Annotated in this window: 8 protein-coding genes; 6 read left to right on the top strand and 2 right to left on the bottom strand. The window is 71.9% G+C overall.

Annotated elements, in window-relative coordinates:
* Positions 1 to 242: 242 nt before the first annotated feature.
* Positions 243 to 1880, bottom strand: a complete 1638-nt coding sequence (locus AB0K18_RS14715; RefSeq protein ID WP_364914516.1) for an asparagine synthetase B family protein — start codon at positions 1878 to 1880, stop codon at positions 243 to 245.
* Between the two features lie 71 nt (positions 1881 to 1951).
* Here AB0K18_RS14715 and AB0K18_RS14710 point away from each other — a divergent pair, with 71 nt between their 5' ends.
* From AB0K18_RS14710 to AB0K18_RS14685, 6 genes are all read left to right on the top strand, one after another.
* On the top strand, positions 1952 to 3799 hold the full coding sequence (locus tag AB0K18_RS14710) for a hypothetical protein (protein WP_364914515.1): 1848 nt from the start codon (positions 1952 to 1954) through the stop codon (positions 3797 to 3799).
* A gap of 62 nt (positions 3800 to 3861) precedes the next feature.
* The gene (locus AB0K18_RS14705) at positions 3862 to 4470 is read left to right on the top strand and encodes an anticodon-binding protein (RefSeq protein ID WP_364914514.1); all 609 of its coding nucleotides are present in this window, start codon (positions 3862 to 3864) and stop codon (positions 4468 to 4470) included.
* A 120-nt stretch (positions 4471 to 4590) separates the two neighbouring features.
* The gene (lysA, locus tag AB0K18_RS14700; RefSeq protein WP_364914513.1) at positions 4591 to 5973 is read left to right on the top strand and encodes a diaminopimelate decarboxylase; all 1383 of its coding nucleotides are present in this window, start codon (positions 4591 to 4593) and stop codon (positions 5971 to 5973) included.
* Positions 5970 to 7265 carry a homoserine dehydrogenase gene (locus tag AB0K18_RS14695; RefSeq protein ID WP_364378859.1) on the top strand — a complete coding sequence of 432 codons (1296 nt, stop codon included), beginning with the start codon at positions 5970 to 5972 and terminating at the stop codon, positions 7263 to 7265. The genes lysA and AB0K18_RS14695 overlap by 4 nt, the downstream gene beginning before the upstream one ends.
* 86 nt (positions 7266 to 7351) lie before the next feature.
* A complete protein-coding gene (locus tag AB0K18_RS14690) occupies positions 7352 to 8425 on the top strand; it encodes a family 2 glycosyl transferase (RefSeq protein WP_364914512.1) in 1074 nt (357 codons plus the stop codon).
* Complete coding sequence (locus AB0K18_RS14685) at positions 8422 to 10116, top strand: glycosyltransferase (RefSeq protein ID WP_364914511.1); 1695 nt, start codon at positions 8422 to 8424, stop codon at positions 10114 to 10116. Before AB0K18_RS14690 ends, AB0K18_RS14685 begins: the two co-directional genes overlap by 4 nt.
* Before the next feature lie 344 nt (positions 10117 to 10460).
* On the opposite strand, the gene AB0K18_RS14680 is transcribed toward AB0K18_RS14685, so the two are convergent.
* On the bottom strand, positions 10461 to 11900 hold the full coding sequence (locus tag AB0K18_RS14680; protein WP_364914510.1) for a glycosyltransferase: 1440 nt from the start codon (positions 11898 to 11900) through the stop codon (positions 10461 to 10463).
* Between the last annotated feature and the right edge of the window lie 189 nt (positions 11901 to 12089).

The raw sequence follows: 12089 nt of genomic DNA, 5'->3' as shown, positions 1-12089 counted from the left end.
GTGGGCAGGACGAAGTCACCGGTTGCCCCGGCGTTACTATCTGGTGACCGCGCCGCGTGGAGTCGTCATCCCTGCGAACTCCACTGCCCTCGAACGAGACCGGATTTGTGATCTGGTGCCCGTTTGTGCGGCGCTTACGGGCCGAACACTACCAGCCCGTTGGCTTTCCGGAACCCGCTTCTGCTGTGCGACGGTTAATACCCGAGAGATCCGTATGTAATCGCCCTGTTACCCAGAGTTCACTAAAAAGGTGGAGCGACGTCCGAGAGGTCGTTCTCGAAGTCGTTCAGCCACAGGCCGAACAGCACGAGACCGCGCACCCAGAAGCGGTCGTTCCAGCCGTTGAACCTGGTCAGAGCGTCGGGACCGCCGGCCACCACCTCGTGCAGCTCGTCCGACAGCAGCCCCGGCACCCGGCTCACCACGACCTCCAGCATCCGGTGCGCATAATTTCGGGCAGGAGCCGCCGTCGAGCGCAGCGGGACCCTCATGAGCGGCTGCTTGACCACGTTCGTCGAGGGCAGAGCGGCCACCCGCGGATTGGCCGCGTGCAGCACCTCGCGGTAGAAGCGGCCCTGGTGCTTGCGGGCCACCCCGACCGACAGCGCCGCGTCGAAGAACTCCGGATGGATGAACGGCGCCAGGAACGACGCCTCGGGGCCCACCAGGTTCACCGCCGAGCGCGCGATGCCCCGCACGGTCCTGGTGTGCAGCACCGACAGCGGCAGCTCGGCCCGGTGGCCGTGGAACATGGAGGTGGCCGCGAGGAACTGCTCGCGTACGGTCTCCTCCATCCACTGCGCGGCCGCCTTCGACAGGAACGGTTGCGACGGCTGCCCCAGCGACAGCGAGCCCAGCACCGCCGCCGAGCGCTCGGCCTGCGTCCTGGCCTCCAGCGCGGCCCCGCTGACCATGAAGTTCTTCAGCAGCGGCCCGCCCGCCAGGCCGTCCACCAGGATCCGGCCCGCGCCGTGCACCTCCTTGGCGAAGGGGGCGTACCAGGCGTGGTGCGGCGTCAGGTACTCCAGCCTGCGCGCCACCTCCATGGCGTCGGCCGGGTAGGAGGCGGCGTCCTGCGGGACCACCCGGTGCGGGATGCCCAGCTCCCTGGTGATCGCCCTGGCGAACGCGATGTCGGTGTCGGTGCCGTCGTCGGGGCTGGTCGTCCACGACTCGACGTCCGCGCCCCTGGCCTTGGCCACGCCGGCCAGCAGCCGGGAGTCGTAGCCGCCGCTGACCGGCACCAGCAGCGGGCGGCCCTCGTAGTCGGCGTAGACGTGGTCGAGCAGCTCGACGATCTCCTGGGGGCTGATCCACGCCTCGTACGGCTCCGTACGCAGCCAGCGCGGCAACCGCCGCTCGGTGGTGAGCCTGCCGTGCTCCCACACCAGCGCGCTCGCCCCCGGCAGCCGTTTCACCTCCGTGTACGGCGTCGCCTCGCCCAGCGGGAACGTCACCTGCAGGATCGAGGCCCACGCCGACCAGTCGATCGCGACGGGCACCAGGTTGAGCAGCGGCTGGATCAGCGACGAGAAGTAGACCGCGTCGTCCACCTGCACGTAGTAGACGTCCACCAGGCCGAGCGCGCCCGTGTGCAGCGCCACCCGCCCGCCGTCGCCGATCAGCCCGGGGGACTCGTACGTCTCCGCGACCGTGATCCACTCGTCCTCGGCCGCCTTCGGCCGGCGCTCGCCCCAGGCGAACGCGTACGCGTCACCGGAGCGGTGGTAGGGCGGCAGCGGCATGGAGCTGAACAGCGCCGCCTCGGCCGACTGCAGCGCGGGCCAGACCTTGGGTCCCGCGGCGGTCAGCTTGCCGAGCAGTGCGGTATCGATCCGGCCGAGAGCGCCGCAGACGTAGGGCCTTACGTTGAACTGCACCGGATCTCATCCCTTCGAGACGCTTCCGCAAAAGAGTATCCTTTGCCGGGCTGAGAGAGTGGAGGTCCGGTTTGTCGACTGAGCTAGAGAGTACGCGGAGAGCGCTGCGTGACGCCGTCGCGCAGGCCGAGCGTGCCGCCGAGCTGGCCAGGCTGCTGGACGCCGCCCAGGCCAGGCTGGCCGAGGCCGAGCAGCGCGCCGAGGAGGCGAAGGCGCTCGCGGAGCAGCTCAGCGAGACCGAGGAACGGCTGGCCGCCGAGCAGGCCGCCGCAGACAAGCTGCGCAAGGAGCTGGCCGAGCAGCGCTTCCAGGCCGAGGTGGCCAACTGGAAGCTCTCGTCGATCAAGGTCGCCCGCTGGAACCGGCTGGGCGACGCCATCAAGAGCGGCAAGAGCAACCCGGTACGCCTGGCCAAGGGCCTCAAGGGCGCCGCCAAGCCGGTCAAGCGCCCCTCGGCGCCCAAGCGCAAGCCCGTCGCCACCGCGAACAAGCCCAAGGACGAGCGCCCCGGCGCCGCCTTCCAGGCCACCACCAGCACCAGGACGCTCGGCGGCGCCCAGTTCAAGCTCAAGCCCTTCCGGGTGCCCACCGGCCCCAACACCAGGCCGCACCTGACCGCCGCCGTCATCGCCGACCCGCACGCCGAGGCGCTGCTGCGCTACGAGTGGCGGCAGACCACCGGCTTCACGCCCCGCGACTTCGCCAGGGTGCTCCCGCTGGAGGTGCCCCACCTGCTGGTCGTGGAGTCTGTCACGCAGGGCCCGTGGGCCGAGGAGATCATCGGCGAGCCGGGCGAGGGGCTGAGGTCGCTGCTCGCCTGGTGCGCAGAGCGCGGCATCCGCACGGTCTTCTGGCACACCAAGGGCGACGTCTCCGCGTACGCGCAGGCCGCCGACCTGTTCGAGCACCGCTTCACCGCCGACCTGACCGTGGCGTGGCCGCGCCTGCAGTTCGGGGTGCAGCCCCGGGTGCACAACCCGCTGCCGCTGTCCGGTGGCCGCATCGACCGCGTGCTCACCCTCGACCAGCTCCTGCCCGATCACCTGGCCTACCCCGACGTGCTGACCTCCTACCGCTGGCCGGCCGCCGCCGACTGCCCGCCTGGCACCCCGCAGTGGCGCCTCGCCGAGATCGCCGCCTGCGGCACGCCCATCGGCACCGAGGCCGACTCGCGGCGGGCGCACGTGGCGCTGCGGCGGGCGTACGCGATGGGCACGATGAGCGAGCGCATCGACGAGATGCTCGACGCGATCGGCCTGCCCAGCGCGCGGCCCACGCTCAACACCTCCGTGCTGCTGCCCATCGTCGACCCCTACACGATGGAGCACGCGCTGGCGCAGGTCGCCCGGCAGTCGGGCGTCGACCAGCTCATCCTCATCGGGCCGCCGGAGGCCGAGTTGCGGGCCCGCGACGTGCTGCCCGACGTCGAGGTCATCCACCGGCGGCCGGCGCCGTCCATGACCGTGGGCGCGATGCTCAACGCCGGCATCGACCTGTGCGAGGCCGACCTGGTCGCGGTCATGGACCCGCGCGACGTCTACGGCCCCCACTACCTGTCGGACCTGCGCAGGGCGTTCCTGTTCAGCACCGCCGACATCGTCGGCAAGGCCGCCTTCTACGCCCACCTGCGCAAGCCGCAGGCCACGCTGCTCAAGCAGCCGGAGGCCGAGTACGACCACCTGCCCGAGATCGCCGGCGGCACCCTGCTCGCCCGCCGCAACGCGCTGCGCGAGCTGGGCTTCGCCGACCTCACCGAGGGCTGGGACGAGGTGCTCATGCGGCAGTGCCGTACCGACGGCGTCAAGGTCTTCTCCGCCGACCGGTTCGGCTACGTACGGGTGCGCGACGAGGACCGCTGGCTGCTCGGCGCGGCCCAGCTCGTCGAGTACGGCTCCGCCGAGCCCCACGCGCTCATCTGAGCCGCCCCCGTCCGCTCGACGCGGAGGAACGAGCCGGGCTCCATGCGCATAGGGTCTTCGAAGTGACGTCCGATGAGCTGGTCGCCGTGCTGGGGGGGCCGCCCGTGCCCGACGGCACGTGGGAGCACGAGATCCGCTTCGTCTCCGCGGCGGCCCTGCGGCGCCGGATCCCGCCCGCCGGGCTGGCCGAGCGGGTGCGCGCGCTCGGGGGCGTCGTCTCCGCCGAGGTGGCGGGGGCCGGGTTCGTGCGGATCGTCGTGGACGACCCCTTCTGGCTGATCGAGGCGGGGCCGGTGCCGTACGAGCCGTCCTGGCCCGACTCTCCGCGCACCTGGGACAACCCCGGCTTCGTCGTGCGCTACGCGCACGCGCGCGCCTGCGCCGTGCTGAGGTGGGCGGCGGACCTCGGGGTGCCAGGCCCGGCGGGCCTGCCCGAGGACGCGGCGCACCGGCACGTGCTCAGGGTCCTGGCCGAGCTGCCGGGACGCCGTGCGAGCAGGGACCCCGGGTGGGAGGCGTACCTGGTGCGGCTGGCGCTGGCCTACCACGACGCGCACGAGCGCGCGCCCGCCGTCCCGGTGGGCGACGAGGAGCCGTCGCCGGCGCACGCGGCCCGCGTACGGGTGGCCGATGTGGTACGTACGGTGCTTCCCGGCCCAGACCGGCTGTGAGCAGAAAATATCCGGTGAAACGGCGAAAAAGAGTAAAAATTACCCTGCCAGACCTTGATCGCGTCTCGATACGTGGTCACAGGGTCATGGCTTACTTGCGCTTCCGATAGCCTCGATCGGGTGAGTCGATTCGCCCATCCCGCCGGGGACCGGCACGCCGAGATGCTGCCCCACGAGCGCCCGCCGCAGGCGCCCGCCGACCTCAACCGGATCAACCCCGCGATCTGGCCCCGAACGTCGAGCCGGGCCGACGGGGCGCTGACCGTGGGCGGGGTGGACGTACGCGACCTGGCCCGCGAGCACGGCACCCCGCTCTACGTCATCGACGAGGACGACGTGCGCTCGCGCATGCGCGACTACGCCACGGCCTTCGCCGGCTCCGAGGTCCACTACGCCGGCAAGGCGTTCCTGTGCAAGGAGATCGTGCGCTGGCTGCTCGACGAGGGCCTCGGCCTCGACGTCGCGAGCAGCGGCGAGCTGGCCGTCGCGCTCAGCGTCGGCTTCCCCGCCGAGCGCATCACCATGCACGGCAACAACAAGTCCGGCGCCGAGCTGCGCAGGGCGCTGGAGGCCGGCGTCGGCCACATCGTGGTCGACTCCTTCGACGAGATCGCCCGACTCGGCTACCTCGCCCAGGAGCACGGCAAGCGGCCCAAGGTGATGATCAGGGTGACCACGGGCGTCGAGGCCCACACCCACGAGTTCATCGCCACGGCCCACGACGACCAGAAGTTCGGGCTGTCGCTCAACTCGGGGGCGGCGGCCGAGGCCGTACGCCGCATCCTGGCCCTGCCCCAGCTCCAGCTCGTCGGCCTGCACTCCCACATCGGCTCCCAGATCGTCGACACGGCCGGGTTCGAGGTCGCCGCGCGGCGCCTGGCCGGGCTGCTCGTCGAGATCAAGGAGGAGCACGGCGTCGTGCTGCCCGAGCTCGACCTCGGCGGCGGCTACGGCATCGCCTACGTCGAGGGCGACGACGCCCCCGACATCAAGGAGCTGGCCGACGGGCTGCGCGAGATCGTCACCAAGGTCTGCACCGACGCCGGCCTGCCGGTGCCCCGCCTCACCATCGAGCCCGGCCGCACCATCGTCGGCCCGGGCGGCATCACCCTCTACGAGGTCGGCACCATCAAGGACGTCGAGGGCCTGCGCACCTACGTCAGCATCGACGGCGGCATGAGCGACAACGTCCGCACCGCCCTCTACGGCGCCGAATACACCGCCGTGCTGGCCAGCCGCGCGAGCGAGGCGGAGCCCATGCTCAGCCGCCTGGTCGGCAAGCACTGCGAGAGCGGCGACATCATCGTGCGCGACTTCCACCTGCCGAGCGACCTCGCCCCAGGCGACCTCATCGCCGTCGCCGCCACCGGCGCCTACTGCCGCTCGCTGGCCAACAACTACAACTACCTGCCGAGACCCGCCGTGGTCGCCGTCTCGGGCGGCGCCTCCCGCGTGATCGTGCAGGGCGAGACCGAGGACGACCTGTTGAGGGGGCAGCTGTGAAACCGCTGAAAGTGGCGCTGCTGGGCTGCGGCGTGGTCGGCTCCCAGGTCATCAGGCTCATGCACGAGCAGGCCCCCGACCTCGCCGCCCGCGTCGGCGCGCCGCTCGAACTGGCCGGCGTCGCCGTGCGCAGGCTCGGCCGCAAGCGCGACGTCGAGGTCGATCCCGCGCTGCTCACCACCGACGCCGAGTCGCTCGTCACCCGCGACGACATCGACATCGTCATCGAGGTCATCGGCGGCATCGAGCCGGCCCGCTCGCTGATCACGGCCGCCCTGTCGAGGGGCAAGTCCGTGGTCACCGCCAACAAGGCGCTGCTGGCCGAAGACGGCGCCACCCTCCACGAGGCGGCCAGGGCCGGCAACGGCGACCTCTACTTCGAGGCCAGCGTCGCCGGCGCCATCCCGCTGCTGCGCCCCCTGCGCGAGTCGCTGGCCGGCGACCACGTCAAGCGGGTGCTCGGCATCGTCAACGGCACCACCAACTACATCCTCGACAAGATGGACTCCACCGGTGCCTCCTTCACCGACGCGCTCGAGGAGGCCCAGACGCTGGGCTACGCCGAGGCCGACCCGACCGCCGACGTCGAGGGTTTCGACGCCGCCGCCAAGGCCGCCATCCTCGCCGGGCTCGCCTTCCACAGCCGGGTGCGGGCCGAAGAGGTGCACCGCGAGGGCATCACCGAGATCACCGCCACCGACGTCGCCTCCGCCAAGGCCATGGGCTACGTCATCAAGCTGCTCGCCATCTGCGCGCGCTCCGACGACGGCCGCTCCTTCGGCGTGCGGGTGCACCCGGCGATGATCCCGCGCAGCCATCCGCTGGCCGGGGTGCGCGAGGCGTACAACGCGGTCTTCGTGGAGGCCGAGTCGGCGGGGCAGCTCATGTTCTACGGCAAGGGCGCGGGCGGCGCGCCCACCGCGTCCGCCGTGCTCGGCGACCTGGTGGCCGTCGGGCGCAACCGCCTGGCCGGCACCCGCGGCCCCGAGGAGTCCACCTACGCCGAGCTGACCGTCCACCCCATGGGCGAGACCGTCACGCGCTGCCACGTGGCGCTCGACGTCGCCGACAAGCCGGGCGTGCTGGCCCGGGTGGCCGAGCTGTTCTCCAAGCACGACGTGTCCATCCAGACCGTCCGGCAGGAGGGCAGGGGCGACGACGCCCAGCTCGTCATCGTCACCCACCGCGCCACCGACGCGGCGCTCTCGGCCACCATGGAGGGGCTGCGCGAGCTCGACATCGTCCGCGCGGTGGCCAGCGTGATGCGCGTGGAGGGCGACGAGGTCGGCTGAAGGGGCGGTAATCGCCAGATCGCTCCCGAAACGGGCGTAAGGTAGGCGCCGCCGATTCCGTCCCTGCGCCCGAGGAGCAGCCTGCGATGTCCGAGACCCCCTGTGGCTTCGCGCGTACGCCGGAGAAGGGGCTGGCCCGCCTCCACTGGAACACCGGCGCATGGGCGGTCGAGGGCGGGCCGCCCGAGGTGCCCGAGCTGCGCCCGCTGCGCGGCCTGGAGGTCGAGTGGCCCGAGCGCGAGGTGCCCCTCGACGGGCTCATGCGGCTGGCCGCGGCCGGCGTGCCGCTGACCGCCGCCGACGCGCCCGCGTGGGTGCCCGCCGACCTCGCGGCGCTGCTCACGGACCGCGACTGGCTCGCCCACCCGGCCGACGGCAGCGCGCGCTCGCTGGCCGACCTGCGGCGCGAGGAGCACAGCGTACGCCTGCGCCGCCTGGCCCATCCCACGTCCATCCCGCACGTCAGCATCGTCATGGCCACCAAGCGGCCCGCCATGGTGCCCGCCGCGCTGGCGCAGATGGAGCGGCAGCGCGACGTCGTCGCCGAGGTGCTGCTCGGCCTGCACGGGGTGGCCTTCGACGAGGTACGCGAGGCCGTCGGCTCCTGTGCGCTGCCCGTGCGCCACGTGGAGGCCGACGCCTCGGTGCCGTTCGGCGAGGTGCTCAACCGGGCCGCCGCCCTGGCGGAGGGCGACCATCTGGCGAAGTGGGACGACGACGACTGGTACGGTCCCCGCCATCTGGCCGACCTGTTCATGGCGATGACGTACGCGGGAGCCGACGTGGTGGGCACCACGGCCGAGTTCTTCTACCTGGAGCCGCTGGAGGCGACGATCAGGCGCACGACGTTCGCCAGCGGGGCGAGCTATCCGAGCGAGGTCCACGCCGATCACGTGGCGGGCGGCACGATCATGGTGTCCCGGTCGAAATTCCACGACATAGGCGGATATCCCGCGCTGCCACGGGCCGTCGACCTCGAGTTCCTCAAGGCGGCCAAGAGCGCCGAGGCCCGCATCTACCGCACCCACGGCCTCGGCTACGTCCTGCGCCGCGGGCTCAGCGGTGAGCACACCTGGCAGCTCCCGCTCGCCCACTTCCTCAAGGTGGCCGCCAACCAGTGGCGGGGCTTCCGCCCGAGCCTGCTGATGGAAGCCGCGTGACCGCCCGCGTACGCGGCAACGACTACCGCGTCCTCGCCCGCGACGAGCCGCTCGAACCCCGGCTGACGGTCAGCGTCGTCGTGCCCGCTTACGGTGGACAGGACAAGCTCGACCTGGTGCTCGCCGCGCTGGCCAGGCAGACGTACCCGGCCGAGCTCATCGAGGTCATCGTCGTCGACAACGGCAGTGAGCCGCCGCTGCGCCTGCCCGCCGAGCGGCCCGAGCTGACCCGGATCGTGCGCTGCGAGCGTCCAGGACGCGCCGCCGCCCGCAACGCCGGGCTGGGGGCCGCCACCGGCGAGGTGATCCACTGGCTCGACTCCGACGTGCTGCTCACCCCCGGCGCGGTCGAGGCGCACATGCGCTGGCACCACGCCGCCCCCTACCTCGTCGTCACCGGCTACCTGCGCTTCACCGAGGCGCCCGTGCCAGCCCAGCTGCCGTCCGACCTGGAGGCCGCCTTCGAGCCCGCCGAGCCGCACGCCTGGCTCGTCGACTTGGTCGAGCGCACCGACGGGCTCACCGACAACCCCCAGCGGCCCTTCAGCCTGCACGTGGGCGGCGCCACCTCCGTCAACGCCGCCCTGATCAAGGCCGCCGGGCCCATGGACGACGACCTGGTGCTCGGGCAGGACACCGAGCTCGGCTACCGGCTGTGGCAGGCGGGCGCGGTCTTCGTCCCCGAGCCCGCCGCGCGCGGCTACCACCTCGGGCCGACCATGCGCATGCGCGACAAGGCGCCCATCGACCGGGTCAGCCACGCGTTCGTCGCCGACCGCATCCCGGCCTACCGGTGGCTGCGCGGGCATCCCGGGCGGCAGTGGAAGGTGCCGTACGTCACCGCCGTCGTCTCCGCGACGACCACCGGCTACGACGAGGTGCGGGCCACCGTCGACGCGCTGCTGGCCGGCACCGTGCCCGACGTGTCCGTGCTGCTCGTCGGCCCCTGGGACACCCTCGACCACGATCGCCGTGCGCCCCTGAAGGACCCGTCGCTCGACCTGGTGCTGATCGAGGGACACTACCGGCACGAGGGCCGGGTACACCTGGTCACCTCGGGCTCGGGTTCGGCCTCCGCTTCCGCCTCGGCCTCCGCTTCCGCCTCGGGTTCCGCTTCCGCTTTCGCCTTCGCCTCGGTCGACCCGGCGGTGCCGTACACGCTGCACCTGCCCGCCGGCTGGATCCCCGGCCACGACACGCTCGCCCGCCTGCTCGACCTGGCCCGCGACGAGGGCCTCGGGTTGCTGAACGTGCTCCTGGACGAGAGCTCGGGCGGCGTCGTGGCGGCCCGGCTGGAACGCGCCTCCGCCTTCGCCAGGGCCCGCATCGTGGCTGCCGCGGGCGAGAACCTCGACGACGTGGTGGACGAGGTCGCCGGCGTGCTGTGGGCCGACGGCGCCACCTACGGCTTCACCACCGAGGCCGAGCCGCCGCAGGGGCGGCGCAGCGCGTACAAGGAGAAACTGGCCGCGCAGGCGGAGGCGGCCCGGCTGGCCAAGGAGGCCGAACGCCTGCGCGCCCAGGTGGCGAAGTGGCGCGAGGAAGCAGGCACCTGGCGCAAGTCAGCAGTGGAACTCCGCCGCGAGGTGGGCTCGCTGCGCCGCCGCATAGCCGCCGCCAACCGCCCCCAGCAGGACCTCCGCTCACTGGTGTCAACAACCGTAAAACGCGCCTTCCGCCGCACCCGCTAATCCCTTGGGGCGGGTGGGGCACAGCCGACCCCATGGGCTGGGGGCATAGCCAGGCCCACGGGGTGGGGGCATGGTTTCACGCCCCACGGGTGGGGGCGACAGCGGTCGAACGCTCAGCCGGCCCTCCAGCGCGCGCAGCGGACGCGCTCTTCGCGGTCGGAACCGCTGAGCCACCCTCCTCCGCAACCGCCGGCCTCACAGTATGAGAGGTGGGGGGCGGGCGTAGCCGGTTCCCCTCCTCCTCAAAGGACTCAGCCAGCGTGGGTTCCCCCTTCTTCTCGAAGGACCTCAGCCAGCGTGAGTTCCCCCTCCTCCTCAAAAGGACCTCAGCCGATGGCGGTGGGTCAGTTGGGGCGGAGGGCTGATTTGAGGCGGCGTAGCAGGGTTTTCTCTGGTGGGTCCGACGGCACCTGCACGGCTGCCTTCGGGGCCGGGATCGTGACCGGGTCCGGCTGCGCGGGCTTGGGCCAGAAGCGGTCGGGCGGCTCGTGACGTACGCCGTGCGTGGCCGCGATGACCTCGTCCACGTCATCGCCCGCGCCGGTGAGCAGCACCGCCCGGCCCAGGGCGGAGGTGCGTTCGAGGCGGGCCGTCCGTCCGTCCGGGAGGTTCACCACCAGCACACCCGTCAGATCCTTCTGCACCGACTCGATCATCCGCTCCAGCGTCACCCGGTGCAGTGGCACGTCCACCGGCCCCCGGTAGCGGAACGGGATCGGGGCCGGCGTGGGCGCGGGCTCGTCGATGAGGCGGACGCGTTCGTCGTGCGCGAACAGGTCACGCAGCAGCCGCAGCTCGAAGTCCGGGTCGGACAGCGAGTAGCGGCGCCCGTCGGCCAGCCGCGACCACGGCCCGACCAGCGTCACCACGACGTCCTGCACCTTGCCGTCCAGCGCCGCCGCCACCGCCTGCCGCACGGCGGTCCCGGAGGCGCCGGAGACGTCGAGGACGACCTCCACGTACGGCACCAGCCACCGCCGCCCCCGGTCCTTGCGCAGGTCACGGCGGAGCGGGATGCGATGGGCCAGGAAAGGCTCCACGGCACGCACCGCCCGCTCCCTGTCGCGATGCTGCGAAGGCAGCCCCAAGTGGACCGCCTGGGCGTCCATGTCGGGCACGAAGACCACGCCGTGCATGGCCAGCCGGTAGGAGAACTCGGTGTCCTCGCCACGCGCGACCGTGGGGTCGAGCCCGCCCACGGCGTGGAAGACCTCCCTGGGAAGGGCGAAGGTCGGCCCCGTGCACACGTGGTACGGATTGCGGCTCTTGCGCAGCCCGTCGGTCTTGGCGATCGTCGCCTCCGTCGAGCTGGCCACCGCCGTCTCCAGGTCGAACAGCTCTCCCAGGTGTCCCGCCAGGAAGACCTGCTCGGGGGTGACGGGCGGCGCGTCGACGAACTTCTTCATGCCGATCGTGACCAGGTAGTCGGTCTCGTGGTGCCAGCGCGCCAGCGCCTCGATGTGCTCCCTGCAGGCCACCATGTCGGAGTCGAGCCGCTGGATGATCTCGCCGTCGGCGGCCTTCGCCCCGGTGTTGACCGCGTTGGAGATGCCCCAGCCGTCGCGCACGCGTACGAGACGGGTGTTGAACGGCCGGATCTCGGGCAGGCGGATCGGCGGGTCGCTGCCGTCGTCGACGACCAGCACCTCCATGAGGTGCTCCGGGTACGTCTGCGCGGCCAGCGCCGCGAGCGTCAGGTCAAGCTTGTCCTGCCCGCCGCGCGCGGGTATCACCACGCTGACGGAAAGGGCGGGTGACCAGGCGCCGAGCAGCGGTGCCGTCACCGGTGAATAGTCGTTCTGCCTCAGAGCAGGACGCGCGTTCATGGTCGTGACCCCCTGGGCGAGACCTTATCGGGAGATGCTGAGAATTTCCTGAATAGTGCTCCTGTCCAATGCAGGAGTTCGACGGGTGTCCGACCCGTGGACGCCGCTCCGCGACGGTCCCCGGCACCCCGTACACTCTGTGCCCAA

Origin of the sequence: Nonomuraea sp. NPDC049421 (assembly GCF_040677005.1) — a bacterium.
Taxonomy (GTDB): Bacteria; Actinomycetota; Actinomycetes; order Streptosporangiales; family Streptosporangiaceae; genus Nonomuraea; species Nonomuraea salmonea.
Note: the sequence above shows the minus strand (reverse complement) of the source record. Positions and strands in the feature narration are given on the sequence as shown.

Bases quoted from the DNA above. Each gene is read 5' to 3' on its own strand.
- AB0K18_RS14690 (WP_364914512.1), top strand. From the start codon at position 7,352: ATGTCCGAGACCCCCTGTGGCTTCGCGCGTACGCCGGAGAAGGGGCTG.